The sequence below is a fragment of the Klebsiella sp. P1927 genome, assembly GCF_018204675.1.
GTDB lineage: Bacteria > Pseudomonadota > Gammaproteobacteria > Enterobacterales > Enterobacteriaceae > Klebsiella > Klebsiella pneumoniae.
Genome location: NZ_CP073377.1, coordinates 3554455 through 3575067 on the forward strand (window position 1 = coordinate 3554455; position 20613 = coordinate 3575067).

19 protein-coding genes and 1 pseudogene are annotated in these 20613 nt (G+C 58.7%); 12 read left to right on the forward strand and 8 right to left on the reverse strand.

The window, feature by feature from the left end:
• Nucleotides 1–137: 137 nt before the first annotated feature.
• Complete coding sequence (locus KB892_RS18055) at nt 138–347, reverse strand: DUF2517 family protein (protein WP_004142243.1); 210 nt, start codon at nt 345–347, stop codon at nt 138–140.
• Nucleotides 348–653: 306 nt separating this feature from the next.
• Here KB892_RS18055 and kdpF point away from each other — a divergent pair, with 306 nt between their 5' ends.
• The 6 genes from kdpF to kdpE are packed head-to-tail and all read left to right on the forward strand — an operon-like array spanning nt 654 to nt 8439.
• Nucleotides 654–743 (forward strand): K(+)-transporting ATPase subunit F, encoded by a 90-nt coding sequence (kdpF, locus tag KB892_RS18060; protein ID WP_020323459.1) that lies wholly within the window; start codon nt 654–656, stop codon nt 741–743.
• Entirely contained in the window at nt 743–2422 is a 1680-nt protein-coding gene (gene kdpA / locus KB892_RS18065) for a potassium-transporting ATPase subunit KdpA (protein ID WP_004152226.1), read from the forward strand. Before kdpF ends, kdpA begins: the two co-directional genes overlap by 1 nt.
• Nucleotides 2423–2442: 20 nt before the next feature.
• Nucleotides 2443–4491, forward strand: coding sequence for a potassium-transporting ATPase subunit KdpB (kdpB, locus tag KB892_RS18070; protein ID WP_004152227.1), 2049 nt, complete (start codon nt 2443–2445; stop codon nt 4489–4491).
• Nucleotides 4492–4501: 10 nt separating this feature from the next.
• Entirely contained in the window at nt 4502–5077 is a 576-nt protein-coding gene (gene kdpC / locus KB892_RS18075; protein ID WP_004142248.1) for a potassium-transporting ATPase subunit KdpC, read from the forward strand.
• Nucleotides 5078–7765 (forward strand): two-component system sensor histidine kinase KdpD, encoded by a 2688-nt coding sequence (gene kdpD / locus KB892_RS18080; RefSeq protein WP_004142255.1) that lies wholly within the window; start codon nt 5078–5080, stop codon nt 7763–7765.
• Nucleotides 7762–8439 carry a two-component system response regulator KdpE gene (kdpE, locus tag KB892_RS18085; protein WP_002894776.1) on the forward strand — a complete coding sequence of 226 codons (678 nt, stop codon included), beginning with the start codon at nt 7762–7764 and terminating at the stop codon, nt 8437–8439. The genes kdpD and kdpE overlap by 4 nt, the downstream gene beginning before the upstream one ends.
• On the opposite strand, the gene KB892_RS18090 is transcribed toward kdpE, so the two are convergent.
• Genes KB892_RS18090 through seqA form a run of 3 tightly spaced genes read right to left on the reverse strand, consistent with a single transcriptional unit; the run spans nt 8421 to nt 11134 of the window.
• On the reverse strand, nt 8421–8858 hold the full coding sequence (locus KB892_RS18090; protein WP_004152228.1) for an arginine:ornithine antiporter: 438 nt from the start codon (nt 8856–8858) through the stop codon (nt 8421–8423). The genes kdpE and KB892_RS18090 overlap by 19 nt on opposite strands.
• 54 nt (nt 8859–8912) lie before the next feature.
• Complete coding sequence (gene pgm / locus KB892_RS18095) at nt 8913–10553, reverse strand: phosphoglucomutase (alpha-D-glucose-1,6-bisphosphate-dependent) (protein ID WP_002894773.1); 1641 nt, start codon at nt 10551–10553, stop codon at nt 8913–8915.
• Between the two features lie 32 nt (nt 10554–10585).
• Entirely contained in the window at nt 10586–11134 is a 549-nt protein-coding gene (gene seqA, locus KB892_RS18100; RefSeq protein ID WP_002894771.1) for a replication initiation negative regulator SeqA, read from the reverse strand.
• Between the two features lie 183 nt (nt 11135–11317).
• Between seqA and ybfF the strand changes: the two genes are divergently transcribed.
• From ybfF to KB892_RS18125, 5 genes and pseudogenes are all read left to right on the forward strand, one after another.
• On the forward strand, nt 11318–12091 hold the full coding sequence (ybfF, locus tag KB892_RS18105; RefSeq protein WP_004152229.1) for an esterase: 774 nt from the start codon (nt 11318–11320) through the stop codon (nt 12089–12091).
• A 133-nt stretch (nt 12092–12224) separates the two neighbouring features.
• Complete coding sequence (ybfE, locus tag KB892_RS18110) at nt 12225–12518, forward strand: LexA regulated protein (RefSeq protein ID WP_002894767.1); 294 nt, start codon at nt 12225–12227, stop codon at nt 12516–12518.
• Between the two features lie 151 nt (nt 12519–12669).
• A complete protein-coding gene (gene fldA, locus KB892_RS18115; RefSeq protein WP_002894765.1) occupies nt 12670–13200 on the forward strand; it encodes a flavodoxin FldA in 531 nt (176 codons plus the stop codon).
• Between the two features lie 291 nt (nt 13201–13491).
• The gene (gene fur / locus KB892_RS18120) at nt 13492–13944 is read left to right on the forward strand and encodes a ferric iron uptake transcriptional regulator (protein WP_002894761.1); all 453 of its coding nucleotides are present in this window, start codon (nt 13492–13494) and stop codon (nt 13942–13944) included.
• A gap of 91 nt (nt 13945–14035) precedes the next feature.
• A pseudogene (locus tag KB892_RS18125) lies at nt 14036–14506 on the forward strand (MFS transporter); the annotation flags it as partial.
• Between the two features lie 54 nt (nt 14507–14560).
• On the opposite strand, the gene chiQ reads toward KB892_RS18125, so the two are convergent.
• Entirely contained in the window at nt 14561–14893 is a 333-nt protein-coding gene (chiQ, locus tag KB892_RS18130; RefSeq protein ID WP_002894759.1) for a ChiQ/YbfN family lipoprotein, read from the reverse strand.
• A gap of 47 nt (nt 14894–14940) precedes the next feature.
• Complete coding sequence (chiP, locus tag KB892_RS18135; RefSeq protein ID WP_004152230.1) at nt 14941–16344, reverse strand: chitoporin ChiP; 1404 nt, start codon at nt 16342–16344, stop codon at nt 14941–14943.
• Between the two features lie 229 nt (nt 16345–16573).
• Between chiP and KB892_RS31685 the strand changes: the two genes are divergently transcribed.
• The gene (locus KB892_RS31685) at nt 16574–16726 is read left to right on the forward strand and encodes a hypothetical protein (protein ID WP_410404544.1); all 153 of its coding nucleotides are present in this window, start codon (nt 16574–16576) and stop codon (nt 16724–16726) included.
• Between the two features lie 53 nt (nt 16727–16779).
• Here the strand turns inward: KB892_RS31685 and glnS are convergent, their stop codons facing one another.
• Nucleotides 16780–18447, reverse strand: a complete 1668-nt coding sequence (glnS, locus tag KB892_RS18145) for a glutamine--tRNA ligase (protein WP_002894753.1) — start codon at nt 18445–18447, stop codon at nt 16780–16782.
• Between the two features lie 178 nt (nt 18448–18625).
• Nucleotides 18626–20581: a PTS N-acetyl glucosamine transporter subunit IIABC gene (gene nagE, locus KB892_RS18150; protein ID WP_004147599.1), complete on the reverse strand. Its 1956-nt coding sequence runs from the start codon at nt 20579–20581 to the stop codon at nt 18626–18628.
• Between the last annotated feature and the right edge of the window lie 32 nt (nt 20582–20613).

Here is a 20613-nt window from a genome sequence, read left to right on the forward strand (position 1 = left end):
CGGCAAAAATAGCGCGCTCCGGCAAAATACGCACCTGCCAATTCCAAGGCGGCGCATAAAAACGAGTGTAGACAAGCGGCGAAAAAAAACCGCCGGGGCAACCTGGCGGTCTTGTTATTTTCTTCGCAGCAGGAGGATTAATAGAAATCGTGAGCGGCTTTCTCCGCCTGCGCCATCCACACCGGCTGCTCGCTGGTTTTCGACCACACCCGGTGCAGCCAGCTGTAGTAGCGGGCGCGATCTTTCCAGAACAGCATCACCGGCAGCGCTGCGACACCAGCCACGACGGCGAAAGCACGACGCAGCAAAATAATATGAGCAGGATAAGCTTTGTACAACGCCATCATTTCTCTCCCCTTTGTCAGGCCGGCAAGCAGCGCCGGTAAAATTAATCATGTTTGTCTGAGCAAAATAATACCGCTCTGCTTGTAATTTTACTACTCATCCGACCACTAAAAAGCACGTATTTATACTTAATTTACATTCGCCACGTAAATTAGTTACGAAAAAGTTAAATTAATACTAACCATCAGTTAATTTGTGCCTTTGTCATTTTTATACTTTTTTTACACCGCACCCGCGGATTTTTGCGAAATCTTTGCGCCGTAATTTCTATCCTCCAGGTAAATCGAAAACACACCCGGAGGTGGATTGTGACTGCAGGCGTACTCACTGGCGTTGGGCTGGTGTTCCTGTTACTGGCTTATCTGGTTTATGCCTTGATACATGCGGAGGCATTCTGATGGCTGCCCAGGGATTTTTATTATTAGCCAGCTATCTGCTGGTATTGCTGGTGCTGGCGCGCCCGCTGGGGATGTGTCTGGCGAGAATGGTGAACGATATCCCGCTTCCCGGCCTGGCCGGCGTCGAGCGCGTCCTGTGGCGCGTGGCCGGGATCCGCGCCGAGGAGATGGGCTGGCTGCAGTATTTGCTGGCGATCCTGCTGTTTAACGCCCTCGGCGGCCTGGCGCTGTTTGCCCTGCTGATGCTCCAGGGCGTGCTGCCGTTTAACCCGCAGCACCTGCCGGGGCTGTCATGGGATCTGGCGCTCAATACCGCGATCAGCTTTGTCAGCAATACCAACTGGCAGGCTTACGCCGGCGAAAGCACCATGAGTTATCTCAGCCAGATGGTCGGCCTGACGGTGCAGAATTTCCTCTCCGCCGCCACCGGCATCGCCGTGGTCTTCGCCCTGACCCGCGCCTTCGCCCGGCAGAAAATGTCGACCCTCGGCAATGCCTGGGTCGATCTGACGCGCATTACCCTGTGGCTGCTGCTGCCGCTCTCTCTGCTGGTGGCCCTGTTCTTTATTCAGCAGGGCGTGCCGCAGAATCTGCAGGCCTACCAGCCCTTTACCACCCTCGAAGGGGTGCACCAGCTGCTGCCGATGGGGCCTGTCGCCTCACAGGAAGCGATTAAGCTGCTGGGCACTAACGGCGGCGGTTTCTTCAATGCCAACTCCGCCCATCCGTTTGAAAACCCGACCGCGCTGACCAATCTCGTGCAGATGCTGGCGATCTTCCTGATCCCGGCGGCGCTGTGCTTCGCCTTCGGCGAGGTGGTAAGCGATCGGCGTCAGGGACGCGCCATCCTGTGGGCAATGACGCTGATCTTTATCCTCTGCGTCGCCGTGGTGATGTGGGCGGAGACCCGCGGCAATCCGCATCTGCTGACGCTGGGTGCCGACAGCAGCCTGAATATGGAAGGAAAAGAGAGTCGCTTCGGTATTCTCGCCAGCAGTCTGTTCGCGGTGATCACCACCGCCGCCTCCTGCGGCGCGGTCAATGCCATGCATGACTCCTTCACCGCGCTGGGCGGCATGGTGCCGATGTGGCTGATGCAGATTGGCGAAGTGGTATTCGGCGGCGTCGGCTCGGGCCTGTACGGCATGCTGCTGTTCGTTATGCTGGCGGTATTTATCGCCGGGCTGATGGTCGGCCGCACCCCGGAGTACCTCGGGAAGAAAATCGATGTCCGGGAAATGAAAATGATCGCCCTCGCCATTCTGGTCACCCCGACGCTGGTGTTGCTCGGCACGGCGCTGGCGATGATGACCGACGCCGGCCGCGCCGGGATGTTCAACCCTGGACCGCACGGCTTTAGCGAAGTGCTGTACGCCGTCACCTCGGCGGCCAATAACAACGGTAGCGCCTTCGCTGGCCTGGGTGCGGCGACGCCGTTCTGGAACCTGCTGCTGGCGTTCTGCATGCTGGTCGGCCGCTTCGCCGTCATCATTCCGGTGATGGCCATCGCCGGCTCGCTGGTGGCGAAGAAAATTCAACCGGCCAGCCCCGGCACCCTGGCCACCCACGACGCCCTGTTTATCGGTTTACTGATCGGCACCGTGCTGCTGGTGGGCGCCCTGACCTTTATTCCTGCGCTGGCGCTTGGCCCGCTGGCTGAACACTTTTCCTTACTTTGAGCGATGCGGAGCACCCTGTTATGAGTCGCAAACAATTAGCCCTGCTGGAGCCGACGCTGGTGCGCCAGGCGCTGCTGGATGCCGTGAAAAAACTCAGCCCGATGGTGCAATGGCGCAATCCGGTGATGTTTATCGTCTGGGTGGGCAGTCTGTTAACCACCCTGCTGGCGATCGCCATGGCTGGCGGCGCCCTGACCGGTAGCGCCACCTTTACCGCCGCCGTCAGTATCTGGCTGTGGTTTACCGTGCTGTTCGCCAACTTTGCCGAAGCGATGGCGGAAGGCCGCAGCAAAGCCCAGGCCAACAGCCTGAAAGGGGTGAAAAAAACGGCCTTCGCCCGCAAACTGCGCACCCCGCAGCATGACGCGCCGGTCGATCACGTGCCGGCGGAAGACCTGCGCAAAGGCGACGTGGTACTGGTGGAAGCCGGGGATATTATCCCCTGCGATGGCGAAGTCATCGAAGGCGGCGCCTCGGTGGACGAAAGCGCCATTACCGGCGAGTCTGCCCCGGTGATCCGTGAATCCGGTGGCGATTTTGCCTCGGTGACCGGCGGGACACGCATTCTCTCCGACTGGCTGGTGATCCGCTGCAGCGTGAACCCGGGAGAAACCTTCCTCGACCGGATGATCGCCATGGTGGAAGGCGCCCAGCGCCGTAAAACGCCGAACGAGATCGCCCTGACGATCCTGCTGATCGCCCTGACGCTGGTGTTCCTGCTGGCCACCGCCACCATTTGGCCCTTCTCGGCGTGGAGCGGCAATGCGGTCAGCGTTACCGTACTGGTCGCCCTGCTGGTGTGCCTGATCCCGACCACCATCGGAGGGCTGCTGTCGGCCATCGGCGTCGCCGGGATGAGTCGTATGCTCGGCGCCAACGTGATCGCCACCAGCGGCCGCGCGGTGGAAGCCGCTGGCGACGTCGATGTTCTGCTGCTGGATAAAACCGGGACTATTACTCTCGGCAACCGCCAGGCCTCCGCCTTCCTGCCGGCTCGCGGCGTGGAAGAGCGAACCCTCGCCGACGCCGCCCAGCTCTCCTCGCTGGCGGATGAAACCCCTGAGGGGCGCAGCATCGTGGTGCTGGCGAAACAGCGCTTTAACCTGCGCGAACGCGATCTGCAGTCGCTGCACGCCACCTTTGTCCCCTTTACCGCGCAAACGAGGATGAGCGGCATCAATATCGATCAGCGCATGATCCGCAAAGGGTCGGTGGACGCCATTCGCCGCCACGTGGAGGCCAACGGCGGCCACTTCCCTGCCGATGTCGATAAACAGGTGGAAGAGGTCGCTCGCCAGGGGGCCACGCCGCTGGTGGTCGCCGAAGGCGAAAAGGTGCTGGGGATTATTGCGCTCAAAGATATCGTCAAAGGCGGCATCAAAGAACGTTTCGCCCAGCTGCGCAAAATGGGCATTAAAACGGTGATGATCACCGGCGATAACCGCCTGACCGCCGCGGCGATCGCCGCCGAGGCCGGCGTCGATGATTTCCTCGCCGAAGCGACGCCGGAAGCCAAGCTGGCGCTGATCCGCCAGTACCAGTCGGAAGGTCGGCTGGTGGCGATGACCGGCGACGGCACCAACGACGCGCCCGCGCTGGCTCAGGCCGACGTGGCGGTGGCCATGAACTCCGGCACCCAGGCGGCGAAGGAAGCGGGCAACATGGTCGACCTGGATTCCAACCCCACCAAGCTGATTGAGGTGGTCCATATCGGCAAACAGATGTTAATGACGCGCGGTTCGCTGACCACCTTCAGTATTGCCAACGACGTGGCGAAATATTTCGCCATTATTCCGGCGGCGTTTGCCGCGGTCTATCCTCAGCTGGCCATGCTGAACGTGATGGGCCTGCATTCGCCCTCATCGGCGATCCTCAGCGCCGTTATCTTCAACGCGCTGATCATCGTCTTTCTGATCCCGCTGGCCCTGAAAGGCGTCAGCTATCGCCCGCTCTCCGCCTCGGCGATGCTGCGCCGCAACCTGTGGATCTACGGCCTCGGCGGTCTGCTGGTGCCCTTTATCGGTATTAAAGCCATCGACCTGCTGCTGACCCTGAGCGGTCTGGTGTGAGGAACAAACTATGTCATTGATTCGTCCGGCACTTGTGCTATTTATTCTGTTAACGCTGCTCACCGGCGGCGTCTATCCTCTGCTTACCACCAGCCTGGGACAATGGTGGTTTAACTCACAGGCCAACGGCTCGCTGATCCGCCTGAACGGTGAAGTGCGCGGCTCGGCGCTGATTGGCCAGAACTTCACCGCCGCAGGCTATTTTCAGGGCCGCCCGTCGGCCACCGCGGAGACGGCGGATAATCCCATGGCCTCTGGCGGCAGCAACCTCGCCGCCAGCAACCCGGCGCTGGATAAAGCGGTGAGCGAGCGCGTGCAGGCCCTGCGCGCCGCCAACCCGGACGCCGACCCGCGGGTGCCGGTCGAACTGGTCACCACCTCGGCGAGCGGTCTCGATAACAACCTGACTCCGGCCGCCGCGCTGTGGCAGGTGCCCCGGGTGGCTCAAGCGCGCCAGCTGAGCGTTGAGCAGGTAACCCAGTTGGTGAATCAGGCCACACAAACCCCGCTGCTGAGCTTCCTTGGCCAGCCGGTGGTCAATATACTGCAACTCAATATGGCGCTGGATGCCCTGAAGGATAAGTAAATGAGTGACGAGCCGCTGCGCCCGGACCCTGACCGCCTGCTGCAGCACACCGCCGCCCCGCATCGCGGCAAACTGAAAGTGTTCTTTGGCGCCTGCGCCGGGGTGGGGAAAACCTGGGCGATGCTGGCGGAAGCGCAGCGGCTGCGCGCCCAGGGGCTGGATATTCTGATTGGCGTGGCGGAGACCCACGGCCGTAAAGAGACCGCCGCGATGCTGCAGGGCCTGAGCACTCTGCCGCCGCGGCGGCTTGCCCATCGCGGGCGGTACGTCTATGAGTTCGATCTCGACGCCGCCCTCGCCCGCCGTCCGGCGTTGATTCTGGTGGATGAGCTGGCGCACAGCAATGCGCCAGGCTCCCGCCATCCAAAGCGCTGGCAGGATGTGGATGAACTGCTGGAGGCCGGGATAGATGTTTTCACTACCGTTAACGTCCAGCATCTGGAAAGTCTGAATGACGTCGTCAGCGGGATCACCGGCGTGCAGGTGCGGGAAACGGTTCCCGATCCCTTCTTTGACGCCGCGGACGACGTGGTGCTGGTGGACCTCCCCCCTGACGATCTGCGCCAGCGGCTCAATGAGGGCAAAGTCTACATCGGCGGCCAGGCCGAGCGCGCTATCGAAAACTTTTTCCGCAAGGGCAATCTGATTGCGCTGCGCGAGCTGGCCCTGCGCCGCACCGCCGACCGCGTCGATGAGCAGATGCGCGCCTGGCGCGACCGCCAGGGCCAGGAGAAAGTCTGGCACACCCGCGATGCGATCCTGCTCTGTATCGGGCACAATACCGGCAGCGAAAAGCTGGTGCGCGCCGCCGCCCGGCTCGCCGCCCGCCTGGGCAGCGTCTGGCATGCGGTGTATGTCGAGACCCCTTCCCTGCACCGGCTACCGGAAGGCCGGCGGCGGGCTATTCTCGCCGCGCTGCGTCTGGCCCAGGAGCTGGGGGCCGAAACCGCCACCCTCTCCGACCCGTCGGAAGAGAAAGCGGTCCTCCATTACGCCCGCGAACATAACCTCGGCAAAATCGTCATTGGCCGCCAAAGCAAGCGCCGCTGGTGGGATCGCAGCGGCTTCGCCGATCGTCTGGCTCGCCATGCGCCGGACCTCGATCTGGTGGTGATCGCCCTCGATGAGAAACCCTTCCCCCTTGCCGCACGCGCCAGCGACAGCCGTCCGGCGCTGGAGAAATGGCGCCTGCAGCTGCAGGGCTGCGCGGTGGCGGTGGCGCTATGCGCCATCATTACCCTGGTGGCCATGCAGTGGTTGATGGCTTTCGAAGCCGCCAACCTGGTGATGCTCTATCTGCTGGGGGTGGTGATCATCGCCCTGGTCTATGGCCGCTGGCCGTCGGTGCTGGCGACGGTGATCAACGTCATCAGCTTCGATCTCTTTTTTGTCGCCCCGCGCGGGACGCTGGCGGTGTCGGATGTCCAGTATCTGCTCACCTTCGGCGTGATGCTCACCGTGGGCCTGCTTATCGGCAACCTCACCGCCGGCGTGCGCTACCAGGCGCGGGTGGCGCGCTACCGTGAACGCCGTACCCGCCATCTGTATGAGATGTCTAAAGCACTGGCGGTGGGTCGCAGCCAGCAGGATATCGCCACCACCAGCGAGCGATTTATCGCCTCCACCTTTCAGGCCCGCAGCCAGCTGCTGCTCCCGGACGCCCAGGGAAAACTGCTGCCCTTAACCCACCAGCCAGGGCTGACCCCGTGGGATGATGCCATCGCCCGCTGGAGCTTTGATAAGGGCCAACCTGCCGGCGCCGGCACCGATACCCTGCCCGGCGTGCCGTATCAGATCTTGCCCCTGAAGAGCGCCGCCCGCACCTGGGGACTACTGGTGGTGGAACCGGAGAATCTGCGCCAATTGATGATCCCGGAGCAGCAGCGGCTGCTGGAGACCTTTACTCTGCTGGTGGCCAGCGCCCTGGAGCGCCTCACCCTGACCGCCAGCGAAGAGCAGGCCCGGCTGACCAGCGAGCGGGAAAGCCTGCGTAACTCGCTGCTCGCCGCCCTGTCGCACGATCTGCGTACTCCGCTGACCGTGCTGTTTGGCCAGGCGGAAATTCTGACCCTCGATCTGGCCAGCGAAGGTTCAAAACATGCCCCGCAGGCCAACGAAATCCGCCAGCATGTGCTCAACACCACCCGGCTGGTGAACAACCTGTTGGATATGGCGCGGATCCAGTCCGGCGGCTTTAATCTGCATAAGGAGTGGCTGACGCTGGAGGAAGTGGTCGGCAGCGCGCTGCGCATGCTCGAGCCAAGCCTCGGCGGCCAGCATATTCAGCTGGATTTACCCGATCCCCTCCAGCTGGTGCATGTCGACGGACCGCTGTTCGAGCGGGTGCTGATCAACCTGCTGGAAAATGCCCATAAGTATGCCGGCGCCCGGGCGAGCATCGGCATCCGCGCCGAGGCGGACGCCCGGCAGCTGTCGCTGGAGGTATGGGATAACGGTCCTGGGATCCCGGCAGGCCAGGAGCAGACTATCTTTGATAAATTCGCCCGCGGCAACAAAGAGTCGGCGATCCCTGGCGTCGGGCTGGGCCTTGCCATCTGTCAGGCCATCGTCGACGTCCACGGCGGGACCATCTCCGCCAGCAACCGGCCCGAGGGCGGCGCCTCATTCCGTGTTACACTGCCGGGAGAAACGCCCCCTGAACTGGAAGAGCTACCTGAGGAATTGTGATTAACGTTCTGATTATCGAAGACGAACACGCTATCCGACGCTTTCTCCGCACCGCGCTGGAAGCCGACGGCATGCGCGTATTTGAAGCGGAAACCCTGCAGCGTGGGCTGATTGAAGCCGCCACCCGTAAGCCCGACCTCGCGATCCTCGATCTCGGCCTGCCGGATGGTGACGGCATTGATTTTATTCGCGACCTGCGTCAGTGGAGCCAGATGCCGATTATCGTCCTGTCAGCGCGTAGCGAAGAGCATGACAAAATTGCCGCCCTGGATGCCGGCGCCGATGACTACTTAAGTAAACCCTTTGGCATCGGCGAGCTGCAGGCCCGCCTGCGCGTCGCGCTGCGTCGCCACGGCGCGGCGCAGGCCGATGAGCCGGTGGTGCGCTTCGCTGACCTGGAGGTCAATATCCCCGCCCGCCGCATCCTGCGCGGCAGCGAAGAGATCCACCTGACGCCTATCGAGTTTCGCCTGCTGGCGGCGCTGTTGAATAATCCCGGCAAAGTGCTTACCCAGCGCCAGCTGCTGAATCAGGTGTGGGGGCCTAACGCCGTGGAGCACAGCCACTATCTGCGGATCTATATGGGTCATCTGCGACAAAAGCTGGAGGCCGATCCGGCACGGCCGCAGCATTTGCTGACCGAAACCGGGATTGGCTATCGCTTTATGCCCTGAATCCCGCCTCTGCAGTACCAGAGGCTGGCGATTTTCAGCCCTTCAGAGAGCAGCAGAAAGCCTGCCAGGATCGCTACATGCCGGACGCCGGCAGCCTGAATCAGCCACAGGCCCAGCAATAGCGAAGGCTGCATGAACAGCAGCCTGAGCGGCGCCTGCCCCCAGGCCAGCCACAGCGCATAGCGGCTCTGGCGGAAAAAAAAGATCATCGATAGCGGGATGCTGATAATCAGCAGAACATTCAGCGGGTACAGCCAGACCGCCGCGGAGCCCCAGGTGTGCAGCAGCTGGAGATAAGCCAGCAGATCGTCGTAAAAAGGGAGGCGGCGGTGGGCAATATTCCACCATAAGAATTGCAGGACGAAAAAGAGATCCATCCACGCCCAGAACAAAAACAGAGACTTCCGTTGTATTTTCATCGCTATCCTTGCGAAAAAAATCAGGCCCGCAAGGGGCCTGATGGTAGTGCGTCGTTAAGCGTTCTTCAGCACTTCGCTGACAATCTCTACCGCTTCTTTTTCAATCAGCTTGCGATGCTCTTCGCCGAGGAAGCTTTCGCAGTAGATCTTGTAGGCGTCTTCGGTGCCTGACGGACGCGCCGCGAACCAGCCGTTGTCGGTCATCACCTTGAGGCCGCCAATCGCCGCCCCGTTGCCCGGCGCCGCGGTCAGACGGGCAGTGATCGGATCCCCCGCCAGGGTGTCAGCGCTGACCATTTCCGGAGAGAGCTTGGACAGCGCCGCTTTCTGCGCGGAGGTCGCGGAAGCCTGCAGACGGTTATAGCTCGGCGCACCGAAGCGTTCCGCCAGTTCGTTGTAATGCTCCTGCGGGTTTTTCCCGGTCACCGCGGTGATTTCCGCCGCCAGCAGGCACATGATGATGCCGTCTTTATCGGTGGACCACGGCGTGCCGTCGAAGCGCAGGAAGGAGGCCCCGGCGCTCTCTTCGCCGCCGAAGCCGAAGCTGCCATCGAACAGGCCGTCGACAAACCACTTAAAGCCCACCGGCACTTCCACCAGCTTGCGGCCCAGATCGTTCACCACGCGGTCAATCATCGCGGAGGAGACCAGCGTTTTACCCACCGCCACCTCTTTGCCCCACTGCGGACGATGCTGGAACAGGTAGTTGATCGCTACCGCCAGGTAGTGGTTCGGGTTCATCAACCCCGCCGGGGTGACAATCCCGTGGCGGTCGTAATCCGGGTCGTTAGCAAACGCCAGATCGAACTTATCGCGCAGCGCCAGCAGGCCGGCCATCGCACACTCTGAGGAGCAATCCATGCGGATGGCGCCGTCTTTATCGAGGTGCATAAAGCGGAAGGTCTGATCCACCTGATCGTTAACAATGGTCAGATTGAGCTTGTAGTGCTCGCCAATGCGCTTCCAGTATTCGATACCGGACCCGCCCAGCGGATCGACGCCCAGCGTCAGGCCGGCTTTCTGGATTGCGGCCATATCGACGATATCCGCCAGCCCCTCAATGAACGGCTGCACCAGATCCTGTTCTTTAACGTGGCCAGAAGCCAGCGCCGCGTCCAGAGAAATGCGTTTCACGCCCTGCAGGCCCGCGGCCAGCAGTTCGTTGGCGCGGTTTTCCACCACTTTGGTGACGTTGGTATCAGCCGGGCCGCCGTTTGGCGGATTGTACTTGATACCACCATCTTCCGGCGGGTTGTGTGACGGGGTGATCACAATGCCGTCCGCCAGCGGACCGCCTTTTTTGTTATGCACCAGAATCGCGTTGGAGACCGCCGGCGTCGGGGTGAAGCCGTTGTTTTCCTGCACGATCACGTCGACGCCGTTGGCGGTTAACACTTCCAGCACCGAAATAAACGCCGGCTCGGAGAGGGCGTGGGTATCTTTGCCGACATAGCACGGACCGGTGATCCCGTTTTTCGCACGATCTTCCGCAATGGCCTGGGCGATGGCCAGGATATGCGGTTCGTTGAAGTTGTGGCGCGCCGCGCTACCGCGATGGCCAGAGGTGCCGAATTTTACCGCATGCTCCGCATTACCGACTTCAGGCTTCAGCACGTAGTACTGAGCAGTCAGTTGGGCGACGTTAATCAAATCACTCTGTTGCGCAGGCTGCCCCGCACGTTTATCGATTGCCATTGCCTGATCCTTCTGGTGCAAATGTTAAAAAGCTAGATCGTGCCGCAAACCTTTTCAATCAGCTCCGCAGGGAACTGCATCGACTGCATGATGTGCTCAATCATGCTGCATTTACGGCCGGTATTGGTATTGGTGATCACCCACCACGGTGTACCAGGAACCTGTTTCGGTTTGGTCTGATTACCGCTTTTCAGCAGCGTACGCGCATCTTCCGCGAAGTAAACGCGCGTGCGGCCGTGCAGAGACTCGGTGGCCTCGGCAAATGCTTTACTGTCCAGGGAGTAGAGGGTCGTCAACACCAGCATAAAACGGTTCACCGCGCGCTTCTGCTCGGCGTATTCATCAGATAACAGCATCTCGCGCATGGCGCGGACTTTATCTTTCACCGGGTTAGCGGGTTTCACCTCAGCGACAGGCGCTGGCGCCAGCGTCGGCGCGGCTTTGCTGACCGGTGTAGCCGGTTGGGAAACGGCGGAAAATTTTAGCATACGCCGTAAAATGTCGGATGCGCTCTCGCCGATATGCAGAGTGTGGCTGGCAATATAGCGATAGAGTTCATCATCAACTTCAATTGTTTTCATCTTAATCCAGTGCGATATCTTTTCTGAATACAAATCGTTGGGATTATAAGTACAAATCCCAACCGCGGATAGCGTCAAACCAGGATGGCGGTAAAACTCAGAAAACTTCTGGGTCTTGCAGCCGGATGGCAGAATGTCCAACATAATACCCTAACCCGACGGAGCGAAAAAAAGAACTTTGCCATGAAATTAAATAGCCGAGCGCAATCTGCACAGAATCCGCACAACCACTCCCCGATCGTGCTGGTCCACGGTCTGTTTGGCAGCCTGGACAACCTGGGCATCCTCGCCCGCGACCTGATCGCCGACCATGATATTGTGCAGGTCGATATGCGCAACCACGGTTTGTCGCCGCGGTCGCCAGAGATGACCTACCCCGCCATGGCGCAGGATCTGCTTGATACGCTCGACGCGCACCAGATCGAGCGCGCCACCTTTATCGGCCATTCGATGGGCGGGAAAGCGGTAATGGCGCTTACCGCCCTGGCGCCTGAACGCATCAGCGGTCTGGTGGCGATCGATATCGCGCCGGTGGATTATCACGTTCGCCGCCATGATGAGATCTTCGCCGCTATCCGCGCCGTCAGCGAATCCGCCGCCAGCACCCGCCAGCAGGCGGCGCAGGTGATGCGCGAGCACCTGCAGGAAGAAGGCGTGATTCAGTTCCTGCTGAAATCATTCGTCGACGGCGACTGGCGCTTCAACGTGCCGGTGCTGTGGGACCAGTATCCGCATATCGTCGGCTGGGAAACCATCCCGGCCTGGCCGCACCCGACGCAGTTTATTCCCGGCGGCAACTCGCCCTATGTGACCGACGCCTACCGCGACGCGCTGCTGGCCCAGTTCCCGCAGGCCCGGGCCCACGTCATCGCCGGCGCCGGACACTGGGTCCATGCTGAGAAACCCGAGGCGGTGTTACGCGCCATCCGCCGCTATCTGACGAGCATCGCCGCCTGATTGGCTAAAATATGCCCGACCGCGCCGCAGAATGCCCACGGTCGTTGGCGCAGCCGTTCGCCTGATGTATGATGGCGCGCTATCTGCGCCGGCTAGAGCCCGGCAGCTTGTTTCCCCGAAGTCACTCAGAATCATGGCAAAAGAACAAACGGACCGTACGACATTAGATTTGTTCGCAAACGAGCGTCGCCCGGGAAGACCGAAAACCAATCCGCTGTCGCGCGATGAACAACTGCGCATCAACAAACGTAACCAGCTGAAACGCGATAAGGTTCGCGGGCTGAAGCGCGTGGAGTTAAAACTCAACGCCGATGCGGTCGATGCGCTCAACGAGCTGGCGGAAGCGCGTAATATGAGCCGCAGCGATCTCATTGAAGAGATGCTGATGACCCAGTTAACCGCCCTGCGCAGCCAGGGAAAAGTCTAACTTTCCGCGAAAAACCCGCATTCATGTAGCAGAGTGTGCAGTCGGGCGTGATTGCTGTTTCCGCGCCCTTGCCTGTTCTGCTATGATTGCCGTTATCTATGGGCATTGCGTCCCTACCACATCATTTAAGTTTCAAGAGGTTATTTTACTCATGGCAATCATCGGCATCTTTTTTGGCAGCGACACCGGCAACACCGAAAATATTGCAAAAATGATTCAAAAGCAGCTTGGTAAAGATGTTGCTGATGTTCACGACATTGCCAAAAGCAGCAAAGAAGACCTGGAAGCCCACGACATCCTGCTGCTCGGTATCCCGACCTGGTACTACGGTGAAGCGCAGTGTGACTGGGATGACTTCTTCCCGACGCTGGAAGAGATCGACTTCAATGGCAAACTGGTGGCGCTGTTCGGCTGCGGCGACCAGGAAGATTACGCAGAATACTTCTGCGACGCGCTGGGCACCATCCGCGACATCATTGAGCCGCGCGGCGCGACCATCGTCGGTCACTGGCCAACGGCGGGGTATCATTTTGAGGCTTCCAAAGGCCTGGCGGATGACGACCACTTCGTCGGCCTCGCCATCGATGAAGACCGCCAGCCGGAGCTGACCAACGAGCGCGTTGAGAAATGGGTGAAGCAGGTTGCCGAAGAGCTGCACCTCGAAGAAATCAAAAACGCCTGATGATTAAGCGGCGCAATCATTGAGTTGCGCCGCATTAATAGACAAAAGCAATCAAACTAATAGCTACAAGTTTTTAACTTTTAATCACATATCTGTACAATGTCCTCTGATTCTACGAGGCACGTGACGCAGTTTGTAGCTGGTGCCTCGTTTTTGACAGCAAACCAGGCCTGATGCTTGCAGTTTTCATTTACCAGTGGCAGTTCTATAATGAGACGCATTACGTCGGGTTAATTTCTGTATGACTTCCGTTGAAGGAAGTAGATCGTTTAGCAACAGGACAGATTCCGCATGACTGACAACAATACCGCATTAAAGAAGGCTGGCCTGAAAGTCACACTTCCTCGACTAAAAATCCTTGAAGTGCTGCAGGAACCGGATAACCATCATGTCAGTGCGGAAGACTTATATAAACGCCTGATCGACATGGGCGAAGAGATCGGTCTGGCGACCGTTTACCGCGTCCTCAACCAGTTTGATGACGCCGGCATCGTGACTCGTCATAATTTCGAAGGCGGAAAATCCGTTTTCGAACTGACCCAGCAGCATCACCACGATCACCTGATCTGCCTCGACTGCGGCAAAGTGATCGAATTCAGCGACGACTCGATCGAATTACGCCAGCGTGAAATTGCCTCCCGCCACGGCATCCGCCTGACCAACCACAGTCTGTATCTGTACGGTCACTGTGCGGAAGGGGATTGCCGCGAGGACGAACACGCCCACGACGCGGTGGAAAAATAATTCCCCGTTTCGCTGAGACTGAAAAGCCAACCTGCCGGTTGGCTTTTTTATGGGCGCCTCTGGCGCCCTTCCCGCACACGCCCCTGGGGTGACTTTCCTCGTCCCCGCTTTGTCCGGAGAGTTGATATGGAACTTCGCCAGCGGGGCGATCTCTGACCGGATCGGTCGTCGTCCGGTGCTGATGGGCATTACCGTGCTGGCGCTGCTCACCACCTGGCCGGTGATGCACTGGCTCACCGTCGCGCCCGATTTCACCCGTATGACGCTGGTCCTGGTATGGTTCTCGTTCTTCTTTGACATGTATAACGGCGCGATGGTCGCGGCGCTTACCGAAGTGATGCCGGTACACGTCCGCACCGTGGGCTTTTCGCTGGCCTTCAGCCTTGCCACCACGATCTTCGGCGGACTGACGCGAGCTATTTCCACAGCCCTGGTCGAGCTCACCGGCGATAAAAGCGCGCCGGGCTGGTGGCTAATGTGCGCCGCGCTATGCGGGTTCGTCGCCACCGTCCTGTTGTTCGTGCGGCTGAGCCGCGGCTATCAGCCGGCGGAGAGTCAGCGCAAAAAAAACAAACGGGCGGAGATATGCCCCGCCCGTTTGCCGCTGTCGTCTGATTTAATGGGTCGTATTATTGCTGCGGATCTCTTTCCAGATCTGATCGCAGCGCGCTTTCACCGCCTGATCGTTGCCGGTGCGGGTGGCCTGAATACACTGTTGGTAATCCAGGACGCGAACGCTCTCCTGGTTGGCGAACTGCTGGTGCTGTTTATCCTTTTTCAGCACATTCAGTACGCTCTGGCAGGCTTCAATCTTGTCCGGATTCCCTTCCGCCGTATTAATACAGGCGCTATAGGCATCTTTCAGTTTGGTGTCTTCTTTCGGCGCCGGCGACGTGGTGCAGGCCACCAGGCCCGCTGCCATCATGGCAATAAGCAGCATTTTTTTCATTGTCGTTCTCCCAGAGGTGCGGCAGGCTCACGCCCGCCGCGCAGGCATCAGAAAATAGTGAACGGGGCGATAACCATGAACTTCACGTCGCGCTCATCCTGGAAGATGTTGCCGTAGCCGCCGCTCCAGCTCGGAATATCGGAATGGTTGTCGTATTGGGTAAAGTGCAGTTTGAACAGGGTGCCCTTCGCCCGCCCTTCCTGTACGGTATACATTGCATCCAGGCTATAGGCCGACTCTTTCAGGCGATAGTCAGGGTCATAGTACGCATCCGGAGAGGACATTCGGCCCGGCTTCGCATCCCAGGCGTAGACATAAGACGCGCCGAACGCCCAGCCCGGCATATCCCAGTTTTTCATGTCATACATCGCGCCAAAGAAGACCGCTTTTTCGCCGTTGGCGTTAAAGTCGGAGCGGTTATCCCACCAGATATCGAGACGACCATTGGAAGAGGCGTAGGTCGGGGTCATACGCTGCAGGAAGTAGCCCTGCTGGCCATCAGCCTTCACCCAGGTTCCCTCGAGACGCAGATCCAGGACATCCGCCACCTTATAACCAAAGGTTAACGCCTGCAGCCATGCGGTGCCATCATAGATGTCGTTGACCCCGCCGTTGCTGACCTTATCGCGGGTGCCGTAGAACTGGTAGCTGGTGCTCAGCGGCGCGCCGGCGACATCAAACTTGTAGCTGGCTTTAGCAAAGTACTGATCGATATAGCCCTGAGCCTGACCAAATGCCGCCTCCAGCACCAGGTCATTTTTGAAATCATATTTAGCGCCGACGGAGTGGAGATAATCGACTTTGGTCTTCTTATCGTTCTGATAGAAATCGTCCATCTCGATATGCCATGGCGCTTTATACTCGTTCGTCCACATATAGGAGAAACTTAACGCGCCCGCCGTGCCATAGTCGAAGTTAGCCCCGGCCTCCGCCCCCTGATAGGTACCTGGCATAAAACTCCAGTGCGGGGCCAGCAGAGTCTGGCCGGTTGGCTGGATATAGCCCGCACGTGCCCACGCCGGACCATATTTGAATTTCGCTGCGGCTTTATACAGGCTGATGCCGCTCTTATCGCCGGAATAGTCTTCGTCATAGGCTTTGTTACGTGACGAGAAGGCAATTTCGTTCGGGTGACCGCTATCACCGTTCTCCGCCATTTCAATCGCGGTAAACGCGGCAATATCAAGGCCAAACATATCGGCGGCATAGCCGGACTGGAAGTCCAGGTTGGCGTTCCAGGTGGAGTGGGAAAGGTTGGTTTTGTATTTGTCGCCGTCGGTCACATCTTTACGGTCACGCTCACGCTGCCAGTAATAGATACCGCCGGTTAAGGTTGAATCATCGATAAAGCCTGCTGCGCTGGCCTGTGGAGCCACAACCCAGCCCGACATCGCGGTGACGGCGGCAATAGCCAGCGCCAGCGTACTACGTTTGCCACTAAACGTACGCATGTGCATATCCTCTTTGACGTTTTAAAAGGCGAAGACCAGCGGTCAATCGCTAAAAAATAAATAAAACTGCAAAATGTGGGGCGGTAAAAAAGACCGCGAAACCACTATAGATAGACTATTTTTCGTGACGCGAATTATCAATGTTTTTCGTGAGGCAAAGCTTAAGATTATGACAAAGCGCACATATTTTATGTCGTTTTGTTACAGTCTTATCTCTGATGATTTTGTTATGGAAGTCATTGCAAAATCAGGGAAAAACGCAATCATTGAAAGCGATTACATTGGTTTTTTGTATGTGACAGGAAACATCAGAAGCGCTATTTATTACCGCGCAGAAACAGAATTAATTCGCATCGCGAAAATGAAAAGTTTAATTAGCTGATTCTGAAACAAAAAAAGCGCCGCTGGGAGCGACGCTTTGACAGAAAAGAAATGTTATTCGCCCGCTTTCGCCCAGGTATCACGCAGCCCGACGGTGCGGTTGAACACCAGATTGGTTGCGGTTGCATAGCGGCTGTCGAGGCAGAAATAGCCTTCACGCTCAAACTGGTAAGCTTTACCGGCTTCGGCCTGCGCCAGGCTCGGCTCCGCGTACCCCTGTTTGATCACCAGCGATTCCGGGTTGATTACCGCGAGGAAATCGTCCGCCGCGCCCGGGTTTGGCACGCTGAACAGACGATCGTAGAGACGGATCTCTACCGGCAGCGCATGCGCCGCGCTTACCCAATGGATCACGCCTTTGACCTTGCGGCCGTCGGCCGGGTCTTTGCTCAGGGTGTCGGCATCGTAGGTGCAGAAGATGGTGGTAATATTGCCTTCGGCATCTTTCTCCACGCGTTCCGCTTTGATGACGTAGGCGTTGCGCAGACGCACTTCTTTACCCAGCACCAGACGCTTGTACTGTTTGTTGGCTTCTTCGCGGAAGTCCGCGCGATCGATCCAGATTTCGGCGCTGAACGGCACTTCACGACTGCCCATTTCCGGCTTGTTCGGATGGTTCGGCATCACCACCATTTCGCTTTCGCCCTGCGGATAGTTCTCGATAACCAGTTTCACCGGATCGATCACCGCCATCGCGCGCGGGGCGTTTTCGTTCAGATCTTCACGAATGCAGGACTCCAGCGACGCCATCTCGATGGTATTGTCCTGCTTGGTCACGCCGATGCGCTTGCAGAACTCACGGATGGATTCGGCGGTGTAGCCGCGACGACGCAGACCGGAGATGGTCGGCATACGCGGGTCGTCCCAGCCTTCCACGTGCTTCTCAGTCACGAGCTGGTTCAGCTTACGCTTGGACATCACGGTGTATTCGAGATTCAGGCGCGAGAATTCGTACTGACGCGGATGCACCGGGATGCTGATGTTGTCCAGCACCCAATCGTACAGGCGGCGGTTGTCCTGGAACTCCAGGGTACACAGCGAGTGGGTAATGCCTTCCAGCGCATCGCTGATGCAGTGGGTGAAGTCGTACATCGGGTAGATGCACCACTTGTTGCCAGTCTGATGATGCTCAGCGAACTTAATGCGGTACAGCACCGGATCGCGCATCACGATAAACGGCGACGCCATATCGATCTTCGCGCGCAGGCAGGCTTTGCCCTCTTCGAAGCCGCCGCTACGCATTTTTTCAAACAGCGCCAGGTTCTCTTCCACGCTGCGGTCGCGATACGGGCTGTTTTTACCCGGCGCTTTCAGGGTGCCGCGGTATTCGCGAATTTCATCAGGAGAGAGTTCATCAACATAGGCCAGACCTTTGTTGATCAGCTCAACCGCATACTGATGCAGCTGATCGAAATAATCAGACGAGTAGCATACGTCCCCGGACCAGTGGAAACCTAACCACTGCACGTCGTTTTTAATCGACTCAACGTATTCGATATCTTCTTTCACCGGGTTGGTGTCATCGAAACGCAGGTTGCATTGGCCCTGATAATCCTGGGCGATGCCGAAGTTCAGGCAGATGGATTTTGCATGGCCAATGTGCAGATAACCGTTCGGCTCCGGCGGGAAGCGAGTGTGAACGGTGGTATGTTTACCGGTAGCCAGATCTTCATCAATAATCTGACGGATAAAGTTAGTCGGGCGGGCTTCTGCCTCACTCATCACGGGTTCCTCAAAGCGTAAACAACGTATAACGGCACATGATCTTACAAGCAGGGCGTAGTGACAACTATTAGTTACGTAAAATAGGTATCAGAAGAGGATTATGGGGCCGATTGCTGGAAAAAAAAGCGGCGAAGGTTTCCCTTCGCCGCTGAGGCAAAAACTCGACTCAGGAGCCTTACTTGCCTTTAATCTCATACAGCGGCGTCTGGCCAGCAACGACCTTACCGCTCGCCAGTATCACCAGCGCGCTGTAGTCATCGCTGTTGCTGCAGACGACCGGACTGATCATTGAGCGCGCGTTGGCGTTGAGGAAGTCCAGATCCATTTCCAGAATCGGCTCACCCGCCTTCACGTCCGTGCCCTCTTCAACCAGACGTTTGAAGCCCTTGCCTTCCAGCGCCACGGTGTCGATACCCATGTGAACGACGATTTCCGCACCGTTGTTGGTTTCGAGGCAGAACGCGTGGTTAGTGTTGAAAATTTTCACCACGGTACCGGCGGCCGGGGCCACCACGATGTTGCTGGTCGGTTTCACCGCGATCCCGTCGCCAACGGCTTTGCTGGCGAAGGCTTCGTCCGGCACCTGCTCGAGGGCCACCACGTCACCGGTAATCGGCGAAACCAGCGACTCAACGGTCTTCGCGTTCGCTACCGCCTGCGGTTTAGCCGCGGGCGCTGCGGTGGCGACGTTGCCAGCCGGTGCGGCTGCCGCTGCCGCTACCGGGCCGCGGGTAACCACTTTTTTCATCTCATCGCCGATAGACTCTGCTTTCGCACCGACGATAACCTGAATGGTTTGCTTATTCAGTTTCACCACCCCGGACGCGCCGAGACGTTTACAGGCGGCGTCGTTCACCTTCGCCGAATCGCCCACGGTCAGACGCAGACGGGTGATACAGGCGTCAATGGCTTTCAGGTTGTCCGTTCCGCCCACCGCGGCGATATAGCTGGTCGCCAGCTGGGTCAGCCCCTCTTCAGTGTTGCTGTTGGCTTCTTCCGTTACCACGTCAGCGGCTTTGTCTTCACGACCCGGCGTTTTCAGGTTGAACATGCGGATCACCGCGCTGAACAGCAGGAAGTAGACGAAGAAGAACACCACGCCCATCACCAGCAGCATCCAGACGTTTTTGCTGGCGGCCGGCAGGCTGTACATCAGCACGTAGTCAATTGCACCTGCGGAGAAGGAGAAGCCCGCATGGATCCCGAGCGCCGTTGCGATGAACAGGCTGATACCGGTCAGCACCGCATGCAGGAGGTACAGCAGCGGAGCCAGGAACATGAACAGGAATTCCAGCGGCTCGGTTACCCCGGTCAGGAACGCGGTGATGGCCACGGACAGCAGCATACCGCCTACCATCGGACGACGCGCTTTCGGCGCCGCCAGATACATCGCCAGCGCCGCACCCGGCAGACCAAACATCATGATTGGGAAGAAGCCGGACATGAACATCCCCGCGGTGCCGTCGCCGGCGTAGAAGCGGTTGATGTCGCCGTGGAACACAGCGCCAGCGGCGTTAGTGAACTCACCAATCTGGAACCAGGCGATAGTGTTCAGCACCTGATGCAGACCGGTTGGGATCAGCAGACGGTTGATGAAACCAAAGATACCGGAACCCAGCGCCCCTGCGGAGACGATCCATTCGCCGCCAGAGTGGATAGCGTGCTGCACCGGCGGCCAGACGTAGCCGAAGATCGCCGCGAGGATCAGACAGAAGAAGCCGGTGGCGATCGGCACGAAGCGTTTGCCGCCGAAGAAGCTCAGGAAGTCCGGCAGCTTGATGCCGGCCCAGCGGTTGTATACCGCCCCTGCCACCAGACCGGTAATGATACCGGCCAGCACGCCCATATTGATTTCCGGGTTGATGGTGACCATCGCTTTGGTCATCACGAAATACCCTACCGCACCGGCCAGCGCCGCAGAACCGGCGTTATCCTTGGACCAGCTTGATGCCACACCAATTGCGAAGATCAGCGCCAGATTATCGAAGATCGCCCCACCCGCTTGCGCGATGAAGGGTACATTCAACAGGTCTGGTTGCCCGAAACGCAGCAGCAATGCCGCGACCGGCAGCACTGCGATAGGGAGCTGCAACGCCCTACCCAGTCGCTGAAAGAAACCTAAAATATTCATCTTATTCCCCCTATGAGACCCCGATGAGGCTC